28 protein-coding genes and 1 other annotated feature (1 of these 29 running past the window's edge) are annotated in these 22,487 nt (G+C 35.7%); of the genes, 18 read left to right on the plus strand and 10 right to left on the minus strand.

Annotation, left to right across the window (positions count from 1 at the left end):
• Positions 1-463 precede the first annotated feature (463 nt).
• The 4 genes from glmS (at position 464) to ACHUE4_RS04140 (ending at position 5,770) form a co-directional block, all read left to right on the plus strand.
• A complete protein-coding gene (gene glmS, locus ACHUE4_RS04125; RefSeq protein ID WP_394188114.1) occupies positions 464-2,266 on the plus strand; it encodes a glutamine--fructose-6-phosphate transaminase (isomerizing) in 1,803 nt (600 codons plus the stop codon).
• 250 nt (positions 2,267-2,516) lie between these two features.
• Positions 2,517-3,635, plus strand: coding sequence for an ABC transporter (locus ACHUE4_RS04130; RefSeq protein WP_394188115.1), 1,119 nt, complete (start codon positions 2,517-2,519; stop codon positions 3,633-3,635).
• A gap of 13 nt (positions 3,636-3,648) precedes the next feature.
• Positions 3,649-4,839 carry an ABC transporter permease gene (locus ACHUE4_RS04135; protein WP_394188116.1) on the plus strand — a complete coding sequence of 397 codons (1,191 nt, stop codon included), beginning with the start codon at positions 3,649-3,651 and terminating at the stop codon, positions 4,837-4,839.
• A 22-nt stretch (positions 4,840-4,861) separates the two neighbouring features.
• Positions 4,862-5,770 (plus strand): ABC transporter ATP-binding protein, encoded by a 909-nt coding sequence (locus ACHUE4_RS04140; protein ID WP_394188117.1) that lies wholly within the window; start codon positions 4,862-4,864, stop codon positions 5,768-5,770.
• A gap of 245 nt (positions 5,771-6,015) precedes the next feature.
• Here ACHUE4_RS04140 and ACHUE4_RS04145 read toward each other — a convergent pair whose 3' ends face one another.
• The 4 genes from ACHUE4_RS04145 to ACHUE4_RS04160 form a co-directional block, all read right to left on the minus strand.
• The gene (locus tag ACHUE4_RS04145; protein ID WP_394188118.1) at positions 6,016-6,918 is read right to left on the minus strand and encodes a GNAT family N-acetyltransferase; all 903 of its coding nucleotides are present in this window, start codon (positions 6,916-6,918) and stop codon (positions 6,016-6,018) included.
• A gap of 413 nt (positions 6,919-7,331) precedes the next feature.
• Positions 7,332-8,549 carry an MFS transporter gene (locus tag ACHUE4_RS04150; protein WP_394188119.1) on the minus strand — a complete coding sequence of 406 codons (1,218 nt, stop codon included), beginning with the start codon at positions 8,547-8,549 and terminating at the stop codon, positions 7,332-7,334.
• Positions 8,546-9,589 (minus strand): ArsR/SmtB family transcription factor, encoded by a 1,044-nt coding sequence (locus ACHUE4_RS04155; RefSeq protein WP_394188120.1) that lies wholly within the window; start codon positions 9,587-9,589, stop codon positions 8,546-8,548. Before ACHUE4_RS04155 ends, ACHUE4_RS04150 begins: the two co-directional genes overlap by 4 nt.
• A gap of 122 nt (positions 9,590-9,711) precedes the next feature.
• A complete protein-coding gene (locus tag ACHUE4_RS04160; RefSeq protein ID WP_394188121.1) occupies positions 9,712-10,059 on the minus strand; it encodes a DUF3221 domain-containing protein in 348 nt (115 codons plus the stop codon).
• Between the two features lie 111 nt (positions 10,060-10,170).
• On the opposite strand from ACHUE4_RS04160, the gene ACHUE4_RS04165 reads away from it, so the two are divergent.
• Genes ACHUE4_RS04165 through ACHUE4_RS04175 form a run of 3 tightly spaced genes read left to right on the plus strand, consistent with a single transcriptional unit; the run spans position 10,171 to position 12,166 of the window.
• A complete protein-coding gene (locus ACHUE4_RS04165) occupies positions 10,171-10,704 on the plus strand; it encodes a 2'-5' RNA ligase family protein (protein ID WP_394188122.1) in 534 nt (177 codons plus the stop codon).
• A 54-nt stretch (positions 10,705-10,758) separates the two neighbouring features.
• Positions 10,759-11,628: a phosphotransferase family protein gene (locus tag ACHUE4_RS04170; RefSeq protein ID WP_394188123.1), complete on the plus strand. Its 870-nt coding sequence runs from the start codon at positions 10,759-10,761 to the stop codon at positions 11,626-11,628.
• Positions 11,629-11,686: 58 nt separating this feature from the next.
• Positions 11,687-12,166, plus strand: a complete 480-nt coding sequence (locus ACHUE4_RS04175; RefSeq protein WP_394188124.1) for a hypothetical protein — start codon at positions 11,687-11,689, stop codon at positions 12,164-12,166.
• Positions 12,167-12,300: 134 nt separating this feature from the next.
• Here the strand turns inward: ACHUE4_RS04175 and ACHUE4_RS04180 are convergent, their stop codons facing one another.
• The gene (locus ACHUE4_RS04180; protein ID WP_394188125.1) at positions 12,301-12,855 is read right to left on the minus strand and encodes a YdhK family protein; all 555 of its coding nucleotides are present in this window, start codon (positions 12,853-12,855) and stop codon (positions 12,301-12,303) included.
• 201 nt (positions 12,856-13,056) lie between these two features.
• On the opposite strand from ACHUE4_RS04180, the gene ACHUE4_RS04185 reads away from it, so the two are divergent.
• From ACHUE4_RS04185 to ACHUE4_RS04195, 3 genes are all read left to right on the plus strand, one after another.
• Positions 13,057-13,401, plus strand: a complete 345-nt coding sequence (locus tag ACHUE4_RS04185; RefSeq protein ID WP_394188126.1) for a zinc ribbon domain-containing protein YjdM — start codon at positions 13,057-13,059, stop codon at positions 13,399-13,401.
• A gap of 286 nt (positions 13,402-13,687) precedes the next feature.
• Complete coding sequence (locus tag ACHUE4_RS04190) at positions 13,688-13,816, plus strand: hypothetical protein (protein WP_394188127.1); 129 nt, start codon at positions 13,688-13,690, stop codon at positions 13,814-13,816.
• Positions 13,813-14,280 carry an SMI1/KNR4 family protein gene (locus ACHUE4_RS04195; protein WP_394188128.1) on the plus strand — a complete coding sequence of 156 codons (468 nt, stop codon included), beginning with the start codon at positions 13,813-13,815 and terminating at the stop codon, positions 14,278-14,280. Before ACHUE4_RS04190 ends, ACHUE4_RS04195 begins: the two co-directional genes overlap by 4 nt.
• Before the next feature lie 100 nt (positions 14,281-14,380).
• Here ACHUE4_RS04195 and ACHUE4_RS04200 read toward each other — a convergent pair whose 3' ends face one another.
• Genes ACHUE4_RS04200 through ACHUE4_RS04210 form a run of 3 tightly spaced genes read right to left on the minus strand, consistent with a single transcriptional unit; the run spans position 14,381 to position 15,496 of the window.
• Entirely contained in the window at positions 14,381-14,686 is a 306-nt protein-coding gene (locus ACHUE4_RS04200) for a hypothetical protein (RefSeq protein WP_394188129.1), read from the minus strand.
• A gap of 1 nt (position 14,687) precedes the next feature.
• Entirely contained in the window at positions 14,688-15,029 is a 342-nt protein-coding gene (locus ACHUE4_RS04205) for a hypothetical protein (protein ID WP_394188130.1), read from the minus strand.
• Between the two features lie 14 nt (positions 15,030-15,043).
• Positions 15,044-15,496: a GNAT family N-acetyltransferase gene (locus ACHUE4_RS04210; protein ID WP_394188131.1), complete on the minus strand. Its 453-nt coding sequence runs from the start codon at positions 15,494-15,496 to the stop codon at positions 15,044-15,046.
• Positions 15,497-15,749: 253 nt separating this feature from the next.
• Here ACHUE4_RS04210 and ACHUE4_RS04215 point away from each other — a divergent pair, with 253 nt between their 5' ends.
• The 5 genes from ACHUE4_RS04215 (at position 15,750) to ACHUE4_RS04235 (ending at position 18,256) form a co-directional block, all read left to right on the plus strand.
• Positions 15,750-16,346, plus strand: a complete 597-nt coding sequence (locus ACHUE4_RS04215; protein WP_394188132.1) for an NlpC/P60 family protein — start codon at positions 15,750-15,752, stop codon at positions 16,344-16,346.
• Between the two features lie 193 nt (positions 16,347-16,539).
• Complete coding sequence (dnaN, locus tag ACHUE4_RS04220) at positions 16,540-17,676, plus strand: DNA polymerase III subunit beta (RefSeq protein ID WP_394188133.1); 1,137 nt, start codon at positions 16,540-16,542, stop codon at positions 17,674-17,676.
• Positions 17,677-17,698: 22 nt separating this feature from the next.
• Positions 17,699-17,866 (plus strand): hypothetical protein, encoded by a 168-nt coding sequence (locus tag ACHUE4_RS04225; protein WP_394188134.1) that lies wholly within the window; start codon positions 17,699-17,701, stop codon positions 17,864-17,866.
• Between the two features lie 15 nt (positions 17,867-17,881).
• Positions 17,882-18,082, plus strand: a complete 201-nt coding sequence (locus tag ACHUE4_RS04230; protein ID WP_394188135.1) for a helix-hairpin-helix domain-containing protein — start codon at positions 17,882-17,884, stop codon at positions 18,080-18,082.
• Positions 18,083-18,103: 21 nt separating this feature from the next.
• Positions 18,104-18,256, plus strand: a complete 153-nt coding sequence (locus ACHUE4_RS04235) for a hypothetical protein (protein ID WP_394188136.1) — start codon at positions 18,104-18,106, stop codon at positions 18,254-18,256.
• A 1-nt stretch (position 18,257) separates the two neighbouring features.
• Here ACHUE4_RS04235 and ACHUE4_RS04240 read toward each other — a convergent pair whose 3' ends face one another.
• Positions 18,258-18,443 carry a hypothetical protein gene (locus ACHUE4_RS04240; protein ID WP_394188137.1) on the minus strand — a complete coding sequence of 62 codons (186 nt, stop codon included), beginning with the start codon at positions 18,441-18,443 and terminating at the stop codon, positions 18,258-18,260.
• 88 nt (positions 18,444-18,531) lie between these two features.
• Between ACHUE4_RS04240 and ACHUE4_RS04245 the strand changes: the two genes are divergently transcribed.
• From ACHUE4_RS04245 to ACHUE4_RS04255, 3 genes are all read left to right on the plus strand, one after another.
• Positions 18,532-19,155, plus strand: coding sequence for a histidine phosphatase family protein (locus tag ACHUE4_RS04245; RefSeq protein ID WP_394188138.1), 624 nt, complete (start codon positions 18,532-18,534; stop codon positions 19,153-19,155).
• Positions 19,156-19,173: 18 nt separating this feature from the next.
• Positions 19,174-20,163, plus strand: a complete 990-nt coding sequence (locus tag ACHUE4_RS04250; RefSeq protein ID WP_394188139.1) for a phosphotransferase enzyme family protein — start codon at positions 19,174-19,176, stop codon at positions 20,161-20,163.
• Between the two features lie 99 nt (positions 20,164-20,262).
• Complete coding sequence (locus ACHUE4_RS04255) at positions 20,263-20,985, plus strand: ZIP family metal transporter (RefSeq protein ID WP_394188140.1); 723 nt, start codon at positions 20,263-20,265, stop codon at positions 20,983-20,985.
• A gap of 64 nt (positions 20,986-21,049) precedes the next feature.
• On the opposite strand, the gene ACHUE4_RS04260 is transcribed toward ACHUE4_RS04255, so the two are convergent.
• Complete coding sequence (locus tag ACHUE4_RS04260; protein ID WP_394188141.1) at positions 21,050-22,261, minus strand: MFS transporter; 1,212 nt, start codon at positions 22,259-22,261, stop codon at positions 21,050-21,052.
• A 62-nt stretch (positions 22,262-22,323) separates the two neighbouring features.
• Positions 22,324-22,487 (minus strand) — a binding site (T-box leader) (it continues 108 nt past the right edge of the window).

A 22,487-nucleotide genomic window follows, 5' to 3' on the forward strand; every position in this document is an offset into this window, starting at 1 on the left:
TGACTCGGTACTCAGATTTCAATTCTTTTAATAAAACCATAAAACTAGTAAAGTATGGAAATCTGCTTAAATAGGTTTTTAGGTATCATGCCATGGGTATAAGTACTTTATTGACGTTTGTGCGTGAATTCAGTATGATAGGTGTGCTGACGTAACTGTAAGTCATTGACAACTGACTACGTCACCGTGCAAAAGGAGTGAAAAAACGCACGTCAAAAATAGGAAAACAATGATAGCGCCTGAGCTGAAGAAATCGGACGAAATGGATCTTCAGCAGACGAGGAGGAGGAGTATCGAAGATTCGGCGGATACCTCCCGGCCGCGATGCCCGGTCGTAATTCTTGTTCTTAAACCGTAAAAGTGATTTTGCGATTAAAGGAAGAAGAGGGCACATCTACAGCGTCTGCACGCTTTGCAGGACGCTTATTTTTGATGAATTTAAACTATTGGAGGATTATATATTATGTGTGGAATTGTTGGATACATTGGAGAATTAGATTCGAAAGAGATTTTATTAAAAGGCTTAGAAAAATTAGAGTACCGTGGATACGATTCAGCCGGTATTGCTGTTCGTAATGAAGATGGTGTTACTGTATTTAAAGAAAAAGGCCGTATTGCTGACTTGCGTGAAGCAGTTGAACTAGATGTTCACGCTAAAACAGGTATTGGACATACACGTTGGGCAACACATGGTGTGCCGAATCAGTTAAACGCTCATCCACACCAAAGTGAATCAGCACGTTTTACATTGGTTCATAATGGTGTAATTGAAAACTATCATTTATTACAAAAAGAATATTTACCTGGTGTTGAGATGAAGTCTGATACAGATACAGAAGTCATTGTTCAACTAATCGAGAAGTTCTCTAAAGATGGCATGACAACGGGTGAAGCATTCCGTAAAACATTGTCACTTTTACACGGGTCGTATGCGATTGCTTTATTAGATTCAGAAGAAGCGCAAACGATTTTTGTTGCAAAAAACAAGAGTCCGTTATTAGTTGGACTTGGAGAAGATTTTAATGTTGTTGCTTCAGACGCGATGGCAATGTTGCAAGTAACGAACCAATACGTGGAACTTCACGATCAAGAAATGGTAATAGTTAAAAAAGAGTCTGTTGAAATTCAAAAATTAGATGGGTCTGTCATCGAGCGCGAATCATATACGGCTGAATTAGATATGAGCGACATCGAAAAAGGCACATATCCTCACTATATGTTAAAAGAAATTGACGAGCAGCCAGCTGTAATGCGTAAAATCATTCAAGCATACCAAAATGAAAATGGTAATCTTGAAATCGACGAAGCTATTTTAACGGCTTTGAATGAAGCGGATCGTATGTATATCATTGCAGCTGGAACGAGCTATCACGCTGGGTTAGTTGGGAAAGAATACTTCGAAAAAATTGCTGGAATCCCTGTAGAAGTTCATATTTCAAGTGAGTTCGGTTACAACATGCCGTTACTATCTGAAAAGCCGTTGTTCATGTTCATCACGCAATCAGGTGAAACAGCAGATAGCCGTCAAGTTCTAGTGAAAATCAAAGAACTTGGTCACCCAACATTAACAGTAACAAACGTGAAGGGATCTACGCTATCTCGTGAAGCAGACCACACGTTGTTATTACATGCAGGTCCTGAAATTGCTGTAGCTTCTACAAAGGCATATACAGCACAAATCGCGGTTCTTGCATTAACAGCAGCAGTTGCAGGGAAAAAAGCGGGACGTGAGGTCGATTTCGATATCGTTCAAGAGTTAGGGATCGTGGCAAATGCTATTCAGGCAATGGTTGATTCTAAAGAAGAAATGGAGCAAATCGCTCGAGACTTCTTATCAACAACTCGCAATGCATTCTTCATCGGTCGTAACTTGGACTTTGCTGTCAGCATGGAAGGCGCATTGAAACTAAAAGAGATTTCTTACATTCAAGCAGAAGGATTCGCTGGTGGCGAATTGAAACACGGAACGATTGCCCTAATCGAAGACGGTACGCCAATCTTCGCTCTTGCGACTCAAAAAGCAGTGAGCTTGAACATTCGCGGAAACGTAAAAGAAGTAGTAGCTCGTGGAGCAAATCCGTGTATTATTGCAATGGAAGGCATGGAAGAAGAAGGCGACACATTGGTATTACCAAAAGTGCATCCTTTACTAACACCACTAGTGTCTGTTATTCCATTACAACTGATCAGTTACTACGCAGCACTTCACCGCGACTGTGACGTTGATAAGCCAAGAAACTTAGCTAAATCAGTTACGGTTGAATAGGATTTAAATACTGATTGATTTATATAGTAGATTTGATTAGAAATTTGCCCAATACACCCCGTTAGATATGAATCTAACGGGGTGTATTTTTATGTCTAAAAGAAAAATGAATATTGTGAATAACCAAATTTTTATATATGATGGTTGAATGATATAGAAAAATTGGTAATTACTGATTGATAGAATCATATTTCAGATAGAGATTAGAATATGCTGTTCTTTAAAAGAATTTTTTGCTTGGGGGATATGTATGTGGAACATGTTAAAGACCTTTTTTGTCCTAGAGAGATCAAATAAAAGAAATATTTTCGCATGTATTAGTGTGGCCTTATTTGTATTTGGGTTGATGTTTTTCGTGAAAACGGAGGATTTAGGAAATGCGGTTAAAGAAAAATCGGGTGAATATCAATCATTATCTTCTGCGTTGAGTCAATATCAAAATGTTGATGCTACAGATAGTGGGAATGGGAGTAATCTATATAAAAATTTAGTGCTCCAGCAACTATTAGTATCTAAGCAAAGAATGGCCATAAAAATGAATCGACCAGAGTTGTTTATGGATGCAGCGATTGAACTCGCTGATTTAAGAACTAAATCCTTTGGTATGGAGGGCTTTGACAATGTAGAGAGTTATCTACCTTCGAAAATAGAAAATCAGTTGGATCGAGTGTTTTATGACTATATGAATCAACCGGGAATTCCTTTATCGATAGATTCTTTAACATACTTTCAATTTCTATCCTATTTATTTGTAGTGTTAGGCTCGGTGTGGTTTGTTTTTATAAGTATTTATACATGTGGAATCATGATAGAAGATTTTCAACATACGTCATTAATCAAGGGTTATCCGATTACGTTCGATAAGTATGTGATCGCTAAATGTATCGCAACAATGCTTATAGTAGGTGTATTTATTGTAGAGTTATTTATTTTCAGCCTCCCATTGTTATTTTTTAAAGGAGCAGGAAATCCTTCTTATCCAATTCCAGTCTTTGATGGTGTATTTACCGTATATCCAATCTACAAGTACATAGGTGTAGCGCTACTATATATGATTCTTATCTCCATTTTCACAATTCTTCTATCAGTCATTCTGAATGTCTTATTGAAGAATATGTATTTGACGTTGTTTGTTGAATTGTTATTATTTATTGTCCCTATGCTATTTCCAAATTTGATGAATCTAATTCCGTATAATCCATTTAACTATATGAATTTTTCTCACTTATTAAATGGGCAGACACTCGACCTCGCAAATCCCGTAGTCCTCAATACCACACATGGACTTATTTATATCGGGATGAGTATTGTCTTAATGGTAGTCGCTGTAAAGTTCTTTTTGACTACTGGCAAACTAAAAAGGGTCTAGGAGAGTGAAAATTATGTGGGCATATTTTAAATTAGAATTTTTTCAATTCATTAGCAATAAAAAAAATATCGCCATTTACATCATTCTCCTTTTCTTTTCTTGCTATTTTGCAATAAAAATAGCTCCAACCTATAATCCGATAGAAAAAGTTGATGTAAATGAAATTGAGGCTCGATATGAAACAAGGGAAGAATTTCTAAACAATGTTGTGATAAATGATGGGACGCACCATTTAACCAGGTATGCGGCGGCAATATTTCCAAAATGGAACGAATACGATAAACAAAGATTAGATGCGATTGATCAGAACAATTTGAAAGAATATGCGGAGGCTACATATAAGTGGTATGCGTACTCTGATAACATGATTTTTTATCGTGGAGGCGGGGTTCTATACTACAATCCGGGGTATTACACATTTGGAAATAATTATGCGACGATGGACGGGCACTTTGGATATTTATATAATGCAAGTCGTTACGAAGGGTATACAGAAGTCAATTCTGATTTAACTATCAATATTTTCGAGGAACGGACTGCGTTACAAACCTTACAACGGTTATTAAACTCGTACATACCGTTAATTCTTATCGTGAGCTGTATACTCTTCACCGTGGATATTGTATTGAAGGATAGACGGCATCCAACGCTGTTACAAGGGTTACCACTATCAGATTGGCGAAAGTTGATGGTTAAAGGCGCCGTTTCCTTAATAGGTAGCGTTTTAGCAATAATCCCACTTTCGGTAGGTCTATTCATCATTGGTGTTCAAAATGGATTCGGTGATTTTGGTTTGCCTGTTCCTATTTATATAGCTGATGATATCTTTTCTAATAGGATGATGTGGGAATATTTAATTCAAAACATGCTATTAATTATTTTCTGGTTTTCCCTTATTATTTCATTGGTATTACTTGCAAGTGTGATGTTAAAAAATGAGTTTGCAAATTTATTGGTAGCCAGCGTTTTAGTACTTGCAGAATTGATGTGTTTTACTAGAGGAATTGGTGCTATTAAAGATTTTCATTGGTATCCAACGAGCTATGTTCAAGTTGGCCAGATTACTTCGGGGTATCGCAATTACCTCTACGCTTCCGAAGCCCTCACATTTGGAAATGGACTAGTCATTATCGGATTGTGTACGTGTATGTTTCTGTTCTTCACTTTTTTAATAAGTAATCGAAGTAAGTTTAAACTACTTTAGCGGGTAGAGATGGAGGGAAGACATGATTGAGTTACAAAGAATTGGTGTGCAGTTTACAGGTAGAGACATTTTAAAAGAAGTTTCTGTTACATTCAAACCTGGAGAAATTATTGGTTTGGTAGCTCCAAATGGGACCGGGAAGTCTACGCTTATGAATGTCATTATGAACTATATCAATCCGAGTAGCGGAAAAGTCATTTTAAATCAGGAATTACAATATACAACTAAAAAGAATGAAGTGAAAATTCGTCAACTAGTCTCCATGATGCCTGATCAGAGTGACTTATATAATCAGATTTCTGGAAAAGAACATTTGAAAATCTATTCATCCATGTGGAACAGTAATCCAAAATTGATTGACCAAACAATTAAAGAATTAGGAATGGAGTCGTATGTCCATAAACATACAGGGACGTATTCATTAGGTATGCGCCAAAGACTTTGTTTTGCGATGCAAATTGTATCAGATACACAAGTGATGCTGATGGACGAAGTGATGAATGGATTAGACCCTACTCATGTCGAACTTATTTCGAAAATCCTTGTTAAAAAGAAGTCAGAAGGAAAAACAGTGATTGTAGCTTCACATCTATTGGAAAACTTAGAGAAATACGCGGATCGCATTTTCTTTATGAAAAATGGGGAGTTAATACATGTGAATGACATATCTCCAGGCTTCGAAGAAAGAGAAATCACAACCGTTCGAATAAAAGAGCTGACAGATCATTTAAAAGAAAAGCTTTCAAATGAATTTCCGGAAACCGACGTAAAATCATTACGAAATGGAAGTACTCTAATAGATGTCCGCGGATATGATTCTAAGAAACTAGGAAATGTTGTAGAATTTCTAAAAGTAAATGAAATAACAGAGTTCAGTTTTGGGAAAGTCACGTTAAATGACTTGTATTCAATGTATTATCAAGAAGGATGACGATATCTGTTTGTTAATAGAGATGATTAGTGTTGGTGTGCTATGAATAGAAAAATAATGCATATGTTCAGAAATGAAGAATCGCACTAAAAACGGTCAGTGGCTGATTCCTCTGACCGATCTGTTTTAATGGTGTATAACTTCACTTGGTACCTCTTAAATGCAACATCTAGAGTGTATCGTTATACATACCATTTTGAGTTGTAGTTCTATCTTTTATATAGATTGAATCTATGTCATCAAATCTATATGATGTTAACCTTTCTCCAAACGTATTTTCTTCCAACTAGTTTAAAGCCAACTGATTCGTAAAGCTTATTGGGGGCTGGATACTTTTCTGGCATAGCAGTATATACAGTAGCTTTATTCGCACCTAATTCCTTTGCAGCCTTTAACTGGTGTATTAATAATGCTTTACTAATGCCTCTTTCTCTATAATCGTGATAGCAAGATACAGCTTCTATAGTAACTAATTTATTCGCTTCCTCATATCTTCCGCTACATAAAGCTACTACGTTCGTATCTGGTCCCACTGCTACTAAGTCTAACTCTTTTCTATAAGTTGATGTTTCAATTAAATTTTGAAGTATTTTCTTATTAAATAAGATTCCATAACATAGCTTATATGCCATATATACTTCGTCGAATTCTTTAAGATTTGGAACTGATTCTATTTTGAATCCTTCAGGCAACTCATTGTCAGGTACTTGTGTTTGAGTTAATTCAAAATCCCTTCTTACCCAGTATTCATCAGATTTTGAATAACCTCTATTTAATAAGGTATTCTCATAGTCTAAATCTTTTTCGTAAACTTCCCATTCCATTAGGTTTTCAGCGTTAGAATAATTTTCTTCTCCAACTTTAACAACTTCATCAAAAAGGAACCTATAATTTTGTGCCAAACAAAATGCATCCTCTTCTAGTAATCCAACTAATTGATCTTCATCGAACCAAAGAAATACTTTATCTAGCACTTCATCAATACTCTTAGCTTTTTCTTGTAATCCTAGTGAAAGTGCACATTGAAACTCAAACAGCGTTAGATTATTATCAAACCTAGTTCCATAAAACTCATAACTATTTTCTAAGAAGGTACAAACTTTTTTATAGTCATTTATAGCATTATATTTTCTGTATACTACAGCCATTCTCTAACCTCAACTTTTCAATTGTATTTTTATATGTTTCTTCTCTTATCAAAAAAACAATCCCACCCCTTAACTAATACCAATTATTTCAAAATTCTCAAAATTAAACAATCTCTTTATCATAAAAAAATAATACCTTTCAAAGTGAAATAGCCTTATTTAATAACCGAATTATTTAATTGATAGTTCCATTTCCGAGCTATTATAGATAACTGAAAGAGTATTTCAAACTGCATCATAAACTTTGATGAATAATAGTGCGTTTTGTAGTACCAATGGATGCGTGTTGTAGAAAAATTCCGATAAATCGAGAAAAAAGGAGTGTCGAAATCAATGCGATTTGACACTCCTTTTGAAATGTTATTTTAGGATTAGTACTCGAAAGCAGAACCCGTTACTGAACATAGCCTTTTTTAAAAGGTCTTATTAGATTCAATCAATCTTTTAGGTTGCAATAAAGATGTGAATAAGTAAAACAAAGCAGGTAGGACAATGACCATTCCGATTATCAAATATGTTAGACGAGTACTGATATCGATAAATGCAGAAGATGCAAATAAAATCCCAATTGGCATCGTCACCCTGAAGAAAAATAAGCGTACTGCACTTAGTTGTGTCAAGCGTTCCCGAGGAGCCTCTCTTTGAAAAATAGCAGCATTTTGTGCATTAAATAGAGGGAACAACATTCCACCAAATAGTTCACAGGTCCAAGCGAAGGGTACCGAGTGGACAAAAAACAGAAGTATAAATGATAGACCACCTCCAAGTAATCCAACATACATCGTTTGACTGTTTTTCGGTATTTTTGTCAGTATGACCATCCCGATAAGATAACCGATTGGAAAAGCACCTTTGAAAACGGCATACTCCCATGGTTGACCTTCAAGTACACCTCTTATAAAAGGCACACTTAAAACTATTGTTGCTCCTACAGCAAATTGAACAGTTGATGAAAGGAAGGTCAGTCGCAATAAATTTGGGTATTTAAAAAATGTATGGTAACCCTCTTTCATTTCCTCCCACCAAAACTTTTTTGTCCACGTTGCGACGGTTTTTTTACTGGATCGAGGTATTCGAGAGAGTGCAAAAAAACTAACCAAAAACATAATCGAGGAAATTCCATAAATAAAGTGCATTGGTATTACCAGTAACAATAATGAGGTTACACCTGGAGCAATAATAATCATGAGTCGAAGCGTAGTGTCCAAAACGCCATTTGCTTCAACAAGCTCGTCCTCATTGCAAATCTCAGGAAGTAGGGAAAATGATAGACTGGCAAAAATGGGTTGCATCAATCCCAAAATGAATTGAAGTACTACCAAACCGATCATAATTCCTATGTCTGATCCTATTAAATACCCACCTAGTGGAAGAAGGTATGCACATGAACGGATTAGCTGAATATTGCGAAGCATTTTCTCCTTCACGACATGGTTCAGAAATGGTGCACTTATTACTTGTAATAGTAGGGAGGGAATAAAATAGATCAGCCAGATGGCAGCCATCCATTCCTTTGAGTCCGTCAATTCATAGAGCAATAATCCGTTTACAATTGCTCCTGCTGCACCTCCAAACTCAGAAACAATTTCTCCTATCCAAAGTGCTTTAAAGGATTTAGAGTATTTTTTCATATTGGCTCAACAAGGTATTGATTGAGACGTTTAGAAAATGATTGAATCTGAGATAGATTGGCAGAGTAGACTCCTTTTTCAACCTGTATAAACTTAGCCGCTTTTAATAAAGAAAGCTGATGATGAAGTGTCGTCTTAGAAATATTAAATTGATTGCTCAATTCCTGTAGCGAAGAGTTTTTATTGACTAATTCATACAGTATTTTTAACCGAAGTTCATCACCAAGCGCTTTATGTCCTCGAACCAATTCCGTAGAAGGGCTACCTGCCTCTAACAAATATTTTTCATTCAAAGGATAAAAGTATAATTTTGTATCTGGTGTTCTAATGACTAATGTCCATGGGCGATACGTTACTTGAGGAATCATTTTGACAGTCCATACGGAAGGCTCGGGAATATATTTGACTCCTCGAGTAATTACTTCAATCATTTCCAAAGGTTTATCACTTTCCAGGGAACTATATTGTTTCTGTTCAATATCCAAAGCGCGTATCCATTTGTCCCATTTCGGATTCTTTATGATCCAGTTGTACCATTCTTCTAATATGCTCTTGTATAAATCACATATTTCTTGATGTGATAAGTAACCAAGATGGAGAACATATTCCTCTAAATATTCATGACCATGAAAGTAAGAGGCATATGTTTCAAAAGAATCCCCGTCTTTATATTGTGCTGCGAGAGATTTTCGAATTGGTTCAGAAAAACGATCCTTATATGGTAAAACAGTTCGATAAAATTCGTTCATCGTCATTTCATTAAGACGTTTAGAGAACTCAATAATTGAAGTAGCTGAAAATTTTTCCTGGAGCAATATTAAGCCAAACCACAAATTCGTCTTCTCGATCACTTCTAAATGTTTAATGAGTAATTTTGACATAGATTTTTGTCCCGTTGTCCACCATTCGTCAAACTCAAACGTATGTCTTAATTGCGAGTGTGTGAATCCAGTTATTCCTAGAATTGATTCCCAGACTGGAGTAGATTCAACGACCAAGGATATTGTTTCAATTGGATGAGTGTAGTTTAAATAATTCATATAGATACCACCTTTAAAATTATTCTAAATTAATGGAATTTAAAATTCAATATATTTCGAATAAATATTTAGAGTTGTAGCAATAAAAAACCAACATCATGATTTGATATTGGTTTTGTAATTTACTTATCTATTAGTTCAATCTTTGTTCCTGACCCAGATGCGGGTAGTGATTTATCTATAGCGTCATACCAAACTTTGACCTGGTCTCCTTGTTTTATATTTACGACTTCTTCATTGAAGGTAAAGTATGCGGACTGGTAAGCCTTTGTAATAATTTCTTCCTCTGTCATTTCTTTGATATTACCTTTAAATCCACTAACAACTAGGACAACTCTGCCATCGACTTTTGCCACAAAACCTTCCATGGTATTGTGTTCTTTTTCAGGCTCTGGATTCGTACATGCCGTGAGGAATATCGTAGCGCTGACAAATAATATTAAAGCAATTAATAATCTTTTTTTGACCACTTACTTTCTCTCCTCTATTAACCTATTTGTTTCATTCATTAATTCCATTCGTACATTTTGAATTTTCTGGTAAAATAATAACATACTAAATTGTGTAGAGGAATGAGACGAGTGAATAAAGAATATTTTATCGGAATTGTACCACCAAAAGAATATTTAAAACGAATTGAGTTTTTTCAAACGAAATGGATGAACCATTTAGGCGTCGAACCACACATCACGTTAAAAGCACAAGGCGGGTTAACTCCAGATAAAAAGTGGATTGATGCAGTAGAAAAGGTCTGTAATCATTTCAAACCATTTCAAATGTCTTTAGGTAAGCCGATGTACTTTGGAGATAATATTCTTTATTTAAGTGGCTCATCAAGTGAATTACTTCAATTACATCAAAAGATTGTCCAAGAAATTTCACCAACAGATGACTTAATCAAAAAGTACTTTGAACTTGATGACTTTGTTCCTCACTTAACATTAGGAAAAGAACAATACGGTCTTTCAAAAGAACAACTAAAAGAAATGGAAGAGTTAGCTGTAAAAGAGTTAACTCCCTACCCGAGTTTTGAAGTGGATTTTATTCGAATCTACGAACTAAACATTGAAAAGAATCGATATGAAACTTATTTAGATATTTTTCTAGATAAATAAAGTTGAATGACTTGTTCCTGTAATGGATCAGGATAATTAGGAGTGTTTTGTGAATTGGAAAAGGTGCAGCATGTAATTAAACAATTTGATTTGGATGTGCTTTCAATCGAGGATGTTCCAGAATCTTTTAGTTCTTCAGTTTATAAAATTAAGTTAAAGGATCATCAGACGGTCTTTATAAAAATTCCTTATAGCAAGGTGAAACTGGAGCGGGAGTATGACGTATTGAAACGGTTACAACATGAATTACCTGTCCCACAAGTATTGAATTATTGGGAAGGAAATGAAGTTATAACAGGGGCATTCTTATTATCGGCAATTAATGGTTCGCCAATTACTGGGGAGGTCGATGTTGATTTAGCCTACGATATTGGAGTCATTCATGCAAAGCTTCATTCCATTGAGCCGTATGAAGATGATTTCAACAGTTCTGTTTCCAATGAATATGAACAATGGACAGAATTTATTAAAAAACAATTTTACTCATTTGCAGAAGATGTAAAGGAAGTAATAGATACGCGTTTATATGAGCAGTCTTTGCACTATTTTGATCAACATCAAAAATTACTACCTTCACCTGACGGACCAAGATTTGTACATATGGATTTTAGACCAGGAAACATTTTAGTTCATGGAAATAAAGTGGTGGGCATCATTGATTTTGAAAGTGTTCGAATTGGTTCGACCGAAATTGATTTCACAAAAATCAATCGTGATATTTTTGTAAAATACCCTGGAACAATGGAAGCCTTTCAAAAGGGTTATGAGTCAATTCGTCCAATCATTGATTTACAAACAGTTTTACCATTTTATCGTTTCACAGATGCCTTTAATTCAATTGGTTGGTGTAAAAGAAGAGGGATCGAAAAGAATCAATCGTTTTTGGAAGAGAATCTAGCATACTTAAAAGATTTTCTTAGATGATGGATTGTCGTGAAAGAAAAAAAGATTGGAAATTTCCGTTGTCATGGGGTAGAGATTAATGAAGAAGAGAGATATAGCAGTACTTTCAGCGTATCTAATATGTACAGTAGTAGCTGTTGTCTATATGTATAGAGAAGCAGTTTCTTTTGAGAAAATAAATTCAACTGTTGAATTTGTAAGCTTTCCTATATCGTTACTCATCTTTCTCCTGATGACTATATTTTCCTTGCATAAAAGGGACAATCTGAAAAATGCGCTTAAAGTAACGATAGTATTCTTTATACTCCTTAGTGGCACAATTTTAGTATTCGAGTTTGTTAAACCAGACATTACTTATAAAGAGGCTAAAGAAAAGATTGAAGAAAAATATAATGTTTCTATAGTTACGGAATGCCCAAAAACCATTCTGGCAATGAATGAAAAACAAATCTACCGATTCTTCACCGAAGATGATACAACATTTTCATTTGATCCATATAAGAATGAGATGGAACAGTTAACAGGGATTGGTTTTGGGAGAACTGGGATGTGTGAATAACAGAAAGCGAAGGAAAAGAAAAGTTCATGAAAAATTTTAAACTCCTTTTAGATTCTTTGGATTGGAAGTAAATGAAAAGAGCTTGTTCAATAAATGAACAAGCTCTAATGATTTTCATATCGAATTGTAGAATCTTATTTAGAAGAAAGTTCGCTTTCGGTAACCCATTTATGATTAGTTACTTTTTCTCCACCATCAGTAGGGGTGTAGTCAACCATGTAAACCGTTGTTTTTTCTGCTGATTCGATTTCGGCTGTAGCACCATCCATACCTTCCATATGATCTGCCTCTAAGACAACTTCAGTTCCTGGCTCAAGCGTTTCTTCGCCAACATCTTTAAGTTCCTCATGAATCACCCATTTATGACCGGTTACTTTTTCTCCACCAGTCGTTGGAGTGTATCCAACAGTATAGGCTGTGGTATCAAAAGCACCAACGATCGTTGCTTCGGCACCTTTCATTCCTGGCATATGGTCGGTTTCAAGCATAGCTTGGCTGCCAACTTCAAATGTTGGGTTTTCTGCGTCTTTCAATCCTTCTGGCACTTCACCAGAAGAAGAATGATCCATTTCCATATTTTCGTGATCTGTATCTTCCATGTTGTCATGATCTGTTTGTGAATCTGAACATGCTCCTAAAAGTAGGGCAATAGCAGGTGCAAGTAGTAAATGTTTTGGCATTTTTTTCATTCATGAAACACTCCTTTTTATAATCCGAGTATACCCGGATTTTTTACAGCTACACATTTTAACATTTTTATTGTAGTTTAAAACTTACTACGAATATACATCAAAGTTTTGAAACCATTATTTTTTTTGAACTTAAGAAAGGTATACTTAAAGTGGATATGTAACATCAACGATTAGAAATGCAGCAATGGAGGAAATGGAATGACAAATGCTTTACCAAATTGCCCAAAATGTAATTCAGAATATACGTACGAAGATGGAAGCCATTTAGTTTGTCCGGAATGCGCACATGAGTGGACGTTAGCTGGGGACACTGAAAATAGTGAAGAAACAAAAATCGTTAAAGATGCAAACGGAAATGTTTTAACTGATGGAGATTCAGTTACAGTCATCAAAGATTTAAAAGTAAAAGGAAGTTCATCTGTTTTGAAAATAGGAACTAAAGTGAAAAGCATCCGTTTAGTAGATGGCGATCATGATATCGATTGTAAGATTGATGGATTTGGTCCAATGAAATTGAAATGGGAGTTTGTTAAAAAAGGTTAATAACTACTGCAATAACCAAAAGGAAAGCTTTGTACGCTTATGTGCAAAGCTTTCCTTTTTAATTGATTTTATTTACATAAATTTGAAGGTTTTTTGTAAAAGAACTGGAATTGTAATCAATAGGATTCAAATCGAGGCGGAGATATGATAAAACAATGTTTTATTACAATAAAGCATTAGATCTAAGGTTGAGTAACGAATCACCTCTTTTAACCTCTACTGAACTAGAGATAAAATTCACCCAATAAGTTTCTAACTATATAAATGAAAGTTAAGGTGGGATCAGGTGGATTATGATTCTTTTAAGGAAAGAATAAATACAATAAAGTGTTCGGTTGCACAGGTTGAGGCGAAAATTATCGGAGAATTTATCGGTCCTGTAGCTACATTAGAAGATATTAATCGAATGAGTTGATCATTGAAAAAGAGCTACCATCTAGTTTTAAAAAGGTGTTACTAGAGTTTTCTTCTAACTTTAGTTTTAAGTGGTTCCTTCATGAAGATATGAAGCTTCCGAATGAATTTAGAAATATATTCAGTGGTAGAATTCATTGGGATTTGCATTCACTTCCGCAACTGAAGGAAGAAATAGAGTATTGGAGCGACTGTATTTATCCCGATGAGGCAGATGAAGATGATTTAATCTGGGATAACAAATTAGCTTTTTGTTCTGTTGGTAATGGCGACTATCTTGCATTTGATTTAACTGATGGGGTGGATGCACCTGTCATTTACTTGAATCATGAAAAAGGAGAGGGACATGGATATAAGTTGGCTGACAACTTTGTTGAGCTCCTTGAGAACTGGTCTAGACTTGCTTTTGTTGGAGAAGAAGACGACCAGTGGTTGCCTTTTACTAAAGATTCCGTAAGTCCCTGACGGTGAACCGGTTAATCGATTTCGAGCTTGGTTAAAAGTCAGCATCTAAATGAAAAGTGCTACCCTTATTTAGGGTGCACTTTTCCATTTTCTGTTCCTATTAATCATGCGATCTTTCTTGGTATCGATCTAGCTTTACCCAATCTTTCAGCTGATCTCTTTCTGGGTATTCTTCTTCATAGTGCTTGTATTCCTCAAGTAGAGCTAATCCCGACTTTGTTAATCGCGCATTTTTAATGGAATACCAATATTGATTGCCTACTCGCAAGACGCGCTCTAAAAATCCTCTATTTTCCATTAACTTTATAAATTGTTCAAATTCAACTTCTTTTAATCCATAGTCAATAGCTTCTGGAACATAATTTTTGAGCTGAATTTCACGCAACAGACTGTAGGGTAAACGCATTTTAAGAAGTACTCATTTTATTCTTATTTTTGTTACTAGAAAACTTCACCAATCCTACAAGTAAAAGCACCATGCTGATAGTCCATAAACCACCAGCTATTCCGAAAAATAGGGTAGTTTCTTCTGAAGCCATTGGGTGATTTACATTAAACTTGATTGCAGCTAGAGCAGGAATCATTGACAAGCTTAGGAATACGAGATGGCCAAGGACGAATCCATATGCCATTCGATGTGGTCTTCTGTTTTTGGATATGAATAAATAAATAACAATCATTATGGAAATAGCCAAGATGATAAAGATACTTGTTTCTAATAATCCCATTGTTCCTTCTTCCATTGTCATCGAGTTTCACTTCCTCATTCAAAAGATAATTTATATACCAATTCTCCATGTGTTATTTGGCCTGTATTGTCGAATCCAACTTGTTCATACAGTGCTTTAGCGATTTCGTTTTCTGGTTCAAAGCATATGAGGACATCTTTACAATCCTCAATCTTCTTTAACTCGTCTAGAATGAGGGCTATACTTTGCTTCCCGTAGCCTTTACCTTGCTGCGTATAGTCAATCATTAATCGGCAAATTTCATAGCCTCCCAATTCTTCGGCATATCCATACATAGCAAAGCCAATCAATTGGTCGTCATGATAAATAGCTCGTGTTGTCCATGTTCCTTCGATACTTGCCTGTGCTAACGAAACTGTATTAGAAGCAATAAACCTTTCAAATTGACGATTTACTTCATCCTCTGCGCTTCGTAACCGAATGACATCTCTCCAATTATCCTTAGTTATCTCCACTAGACGTAGCATTTAAAGTTCCTCTCAATCTATCTTGTTATATTACTTAGCATACATTTATTGTTAATGGATGGAAATAGAAAATCTATTAAGCTATTGAAACAAGGCAATAATTACCACGATTTCTGCCGAAGTTCCCATGCTATACTCGGGAAAAGTATTTATTAATACTGAGAATTTTGAAAATAGGATTAGGAAAGGAGAAGAATTAATAAATATTCTTTTTGCAAAAACCTATGATGAATGTTAGAGGAGATTAATCAGCATGAAAAAACGCATCGGAATTTCTTTACTTTCTTTAGCTTTGACCTTTTCAATTTCAGCTAGTGCATCAGCTGGATATCAAGTTCAAAAGGGAGATACATTAGGAAACATCGCTTGGAAATACAAAATGAATTTTTATGATCTACGTTCTTTAAACCCACAGATCGCGAATATTAATCAATTAAACATTGGCCAATCCGTAGTTGTGAGGACACCTAATAAGGCGAACGACATTATTGATTATGCCAAAGCGCTTGAAACACAAACAAAGTATGTATATGGAGCAGATTTTACACTTGCACCTTATCAAGCTGATTGTAGTAGCTGGACAAAACATATTTACGCTAAATTTGGGATTCAGCTACCTCGAACAAGTGGAGAACAAGCGCATACTGGGACATCAATTAAATTTAAAGATATGCAAAAAGGTGATCTTATGTTTTTTGCAAACAATGGGAAAACCATCTCACATGTCGGAATCTATATGGGGAATGGGCTGTGGATCAGCAACCTGAATTCCGCGAAAAGCGTAGAGATTTTTACGATTTGGGGACCATGGACGCAACAGAAATTCATGTGGGCACAGCGAGTCATTTAATACATAAGTGTTAAAATGAATTTAAAACATAAAACGAACGCTCAACTTAGTAGACTTCTACTAGCTGAGCGTTTTTCTGTTTCATTTACAAAAAAAGTTGAAAATCATTTAGTAAATTAAGTGTATACTAGAAAAAAGTAGAAATATTCAATTTTTAGTCGCAGATCAAAATACATAGTGAATGAGGATAAAAATGAAATTTACAATGAAGCGGGACCGTCTATTGCAAGCATTAAATGATGTCATGAAAGGAATTAGCTCAAAAACGACGCTTCCTATTTTGACAGGAATAAAATTAGATCTTAACAACTCGGGTCTAACAGTAACGGGCAGTAATTCAGATATGGCCATTCAAACTTTCATTGAGGCAGTGGATAATGAAAATCTAGTTATCGATATACATACAGAAGGGTCGATTGTATTGCCTGCACGAATTTTTAATGAAATCATGAGAAAGTTGCCAGAAGACGAAGTGGACTTAACAGTAAATGACCATTATCAAACACATATTCAGTCGGGGAAATCAGAATTCCACGTGTTAGGACTTGATGCGACAGAGTATCCATTACTTCCTGAACTTAAGGATGAGTATCGGTTTGATTTGCCGGCGAATGTTTTGAAATCCATTATTCGAGAAACAGTATTTGCCGTCTCAACATCAGAAAGTCGTCCAGTTTTGACGGGTGTACACTGGCAAATAAAAAATGATGAATTAATCTGTGTGGCAACGGATAGCCATCGGTTAGCGAAAAGAATCATTAAACTGGACCATGAAGTCGAAGAATCATTTAGTGCCGTCATTCCTGGGAAAAGTTTAAATGAATTAAGTAAATTAATTGGAGATTCGACTGAACTCATTCAAATTGCCATTACACCACAACAAGTTTTATTCAAAACAAAAACTGTTTTTTTCTATTCTCGTTTGATAGAAGGGAATTTTCCTGATACCTCACGTCTCATTCCAAGTGAATATGAAACAACTGTCACGATGAATGGAAAATCTTTATTTCAGGCAATAGATCGAGCTTCATTATTGGCAAGAGAAGAACGGAATAATATTGTTCAGGTAAAATCAAATGAAGAAAATATGGTAGAAGTATCTTCAAACTCACCGGAGGTTGGAAAGGTGAAAGAGGAAATTCAAACCACATCCCTTATTGGAGAACAGTTAAAGATTTCGTTTAGCGCTAAGTATATGATGGATGCACTGAAATCATTGGAAGGTAAAGAAGTCACAATTGAATTTACAGGTCCTATGAGACCGTTTATTTTAAAGCCAGTAAACGACGAAGCAATTCTACAATTAATCGTTCCTGTTCGTACATATTAATTTTGAAAGAGGAGGAAGTTAAATGACTCAACTTGCATTCATGTCATTTTTAGGATTATTTTTTTATGTGGCAGTCATCGGGTTTGTTGTATGGGTGGCTATAACTATCATTAAGTCTCAACAAGAGAGAAATAGAATTTTAAAAGAAATTTCCGTAAAACTTGGCAGAAAAGATTTTAATGGATTATAAGATGGAGGTATGACATTGACACAAAGTGATATACCTCAAAATCTTGGTAAACCTGCTAACAGAGCGCTTGAAGGAGCGGGTTATTTACGACTGGAGCAAGTGGCTGAAGTTAGTGAAAAGGAATTAATGAAGCTGCATGGGATGGGTCCGAAAGCGATTGAACGACTAAGAGAAGCCCTTTTTGAAAAGGGTTTGTCTTTTTCGGACGAGTCATAAACAAGAAGAGGTGTTGTACCGATGGAAAAATTAGTAGATATGATCAAAAATCTCTTCTTAGATGCATTTGCTTCTATTCGTGGATTTATATATGGATTTTTAGTCATTTCTTTAGCAATTGGAATTATCGGAGTCGTTTTTTATGTCGTAGCCTTCATTTACAATAAGTTTTAAATTATTGATTAATGTTTCCTGAAACATTTTCATGGCTACCCATCGTATAATTCTGACTTTCACCTGGTCTTGTAGCCGAGGACGTCGAAATGTGAGGATGATTATTTATTCTCTTTCTACGCCATTCAATAAATCCGCCAATTCCAAATAGGAAAAACACAATTGAACCAACAATAATCCACATCAACCTAATTCCACCTCTCGTTAAATATCAGAATATTTAGCTAACTTTATTTTAACATTAAATTGGAAGATTAGGAATAAAAGGAGAAGAAATGAAGCTATTACTTATTAGACACGGAGAATCAGAAGCTGATTTGTTAGATGTACATGAAGGAAGAGCTGATTTTCCTTTAACTTCTTTAGGCGAGAGACAAGCGGATTTGATGGCAACGTATGTAGCAGAAACGTATTCCCCGCAATTGATACTGACAAGTCCTTTGAAGAGAGCTAGGAAGACAGCTGCTATCCTGAACGAAAAAATAGGCTGTGAACTTATTGAAGAACCACTATTGAAGGAATTCAATAATGGGGTATTAGCTGGACTATCGAGAGAAGAAGCTGCCATTAAATATCCCTTGCCTGCAGGAGGGAGACCCATTCATGTACCCATTCAAGATGGGGAATCGGAATTAGACATTCGATTTAGAGCAGAAAATGTTTTAAGTAAAATTCTTGTTGATTACCAAGAACATGATGTAGTTGTCCTTGTTTCTCACGGGGGACTCATTTCAAATCTACTCAACAGCTTTCTTCGCCAACCAATTAATACGGAATTTATTTACCCAACCGGGGATACTGGGATTCATTTAATTGAAACAAAGAATCAAAAACGAATTGTTTGGTTTTTAAATAAACAAGAACATTTAATTGAATTAAAGTACGAGGAAAAAGAATGATTTAATTAGAGGTAAAACATGGAACTAGAATTAAAGAAGCATTTAGAAGAGAGCTTGAACAATCATATATCAAATGTAATTGAAATAAATGGCGGTCTACAAAATAGAGTATTTTCCTTTACCTATGCCAAATTCAAACTAGTTGCTAGAGTAACTTTGGCAAAAAAGAGAACAAAAGAACAATTGCATGCAGAACTCGCATTTATGGAAACAATCAATCTGAATGGAATCAAAACGATTTCACCTTTTCAATTCCATGATCAATCCATTACATCATTTAAATGTAATGGATTGATCTATTGGGTCGTTCTATTTGAGTTTTTCAATGGAAAACACATTGATGTACAAAATCGCTCTGAATGGAATGCTAACTTCTTTCGGAATTGGGGAAGAACGATTGCTAAGATACATAGCATTGTAAGTGAAACAAACCAGGAATTCACACGACCTTTCTTTATTCAGAATAGTGGTGAAATCAATCCTATTCCTTCCCTAATTGATAAAGTCGACCCAAAACTAGCGAATGCTTATGAAAGCATGGAAATGGAATTAGAGACTTTTTTAAAAACAAAAGATACTTTTGGGCTAATTCATAACGATTTCCATCAAGGTAACTTTTTTGTTGTAGAAAATGAACTTATATTATTTGATTTTGATGATTGTGCATATAACTGGTATGCACAAGATTTAGCGGTTAGTTTATATCATGCATTATGGACCGGTGAGTCCTTCCATCCAGATTGGGCAGAATTTCACGAAGTTTTCATTACAAATTTTTTTAATGGATATAGGTCATATCGATTTATAACCGATGACGACATGAAATTAGTTTCTATTTTTCTTCGGATGAGAGAACTGTTTTTATTCCTATTATTTAAAAGTGCTTGGGATTTAGATTGCTTAGAAGAATGGCAAGAAACAAAATTAATTAAGTTGGAAGAATCGATAAAACAGGGAACTGTACCATATCAAGAAGTTTTAAAAAAACATGGGAATTATACATCTTGAAGACAAAACCAAATGCGCTGTGGTTACTTTTCAAAATCATCATAATTACACTTCTTCTCCCATATAACCTTAATAGACAGATAGGTTAAGGATGATGAGATGTCTTCTATTTGGGTGAGCGGAACTTTGTTGACAATGGTTGGTTTTGGGCTCGGGGGATTCATCGCGTGGTTTACGAAAGGGCTCGAAAACCGTACAGATGTCATCTACTGTATTTGTGGAGGGCTAATTCTCGGTTTGCTCAGTTTTGAAGTGGTTCCTGAAGCAATCGAGATGGGTAACTGGTGGACAGTTGTGCTTGGCGTTTTTCTTGGCCTTTTTATGTTCGTTATTTTACACCGGGTGGCAGCATTCATAATAAGTCGAAGAAAGAAAGGGAAGAATAGTTTTGCTTTCTTTACCGGATTGATGCTGTTATTTGGAATCGCTATACATAATTTTCCGATTGGAATAAGTTTGGGTGTTACGTCTGACCCTGATATTACACGTGCCATTCTTCAAACCATCTTGCTTCACAATGTTCCAGAGGGGATTATTGTTTTCACTCCGTTATTTATGGCAGGGATACGAAAAAGAACTTGTATCTTACTTACTCTCCTCGTATCCTTACCGGTTGGAGCGGGAGCATTTGTAGGACGTACGCTCGGGATAGATAACCCTTTAATGTGGTCTTTGTTAATGAGTCTGTCAATTGGAATGATTTATATGGTCACCATTAAAGAGATATTAGTTGAAGCCGTTAGAATCATACCTTCCTTTCAAATGTTCATTTTAGCTCTTCTTGGATTTGGATTCATCGGCATTTATTTTTCATTTATTTAAGCAATCAAAAAGCAGCTGAAAAAGAAATCAGCTGCTTTTTTTATGTTAAAAATGGTCATTTTTTCTACGAGTATGAAACAAGTTCGGTTTCATGCTTTAGTCGGCTCACAGTGAAAATTAAATAAGACGCCACGATTAACATAAAAACAGATCCCACTATCACCACTTCTTTTACAGAAAACCATTCTGCGAATATCCCCATAACCAACACAACAAGAAGTTGAATGGAGTGAGAAACCATGCCGTACAAACTTGATATTCTACCCATCATATCAACAGGTATATGCTCTTGTATGAACGTAATAAAGCCTGTATTGGCAAGTGAAAGGAAAAAGCAAAGGACAAAGCATCCGATACTTGCCACCAAATAGGTTGTTGAAAGACTGTAGATAAGGTAACCAAAAGAAACGAAGAGTGTTCCAACACTCATCAGTTGTTTAGCTGATAGAATGCGGACAAGCCCATTGGTTAATGCTGCTCCCATAAGGAATCCAATTCCTGCAACACTAACTAAGGAACCATAAGCAGCATTCGACAAGTGAAGTACCTCTTTTGCGAAAGCTACTTCCATGGAGTCGAGTGCTGCAGTTAAGAGCATCACCCCTTGAAAGCCCATATAAACGACTACAAAGGGAAAGGCAATTTTACTGAAGTTCCAAACTAATCCCCAATCGGTACGGATATCTCGAAAGCTTACTCGTGTAGACTCAGTAGAAATTGATATCAGATTAGGTAACAATAAAGTAAGACACGCTGAAACTAAAAACGTACCGACGTTAACGAATAAAGCCATTTCCAAAGTACCTACTATAAACAAAATTCCAGCCAACGCTGGTCCTAAAACAAATGCACCAGAATGAACAAAGCTTAGCAATGCATTAAATTTTAATCGAGCATGCTCTGGTAGTAATCTCGTTATGTAGCTAAAAGAAGCATGCTCAAACGTGGCACTCGCCATTTGAATGAACAACACAAACACATAAATCATCCAAATTGAATCCATAAAAGCAATGGATAGAACGAGGAAAGCTCTTACAATATCTAAGAAAATCATCAAATGCTTCGTAGACGTCCGATCAATCACACTTCCCGCCCAAGACCCGACCAGCATATAGGCAAAGGGTTTAATCATATACAAGCCCGCAACAGCAAAAGCTGACCCCGTTCGTTCAAATACTAGTAGATTAACGGTTAATAAATAAATCCACCCACCAACATTTGCAATACCCACTGCACTTAAATACGTAACAAAGGCTTTCTTGTTTTCATTCAACATATATATCCCTCCGACATGTTTATTGAACCAAAATAAAAAATCCCACCCCCAAGACGATTTGTCTTGGGGACGAGATCAACATGTCGTGGTACCACCCCAGTTTGTCCTGATGTCACCATCAGCACCTTTTCAAGTACGGCAAGAAAACCTTGCGTATACTATAGCTTCATAACGGGAGCATCCGTCACACAATCTCCAGTAAATGCATATGTTTTACCGGTCCTAT

The sequence above is a fragment of the Paenisporosarcina quisquiliarum genome, from assembly GCF_043641925.1.
Classification (GTDB): domain Bacteria; phylum Bacillota; class Bacilli; order Bacillales_A; family Planococcaceae; genus Paenisporosarcina; species Paenisporosarcina quisquiliarum_A.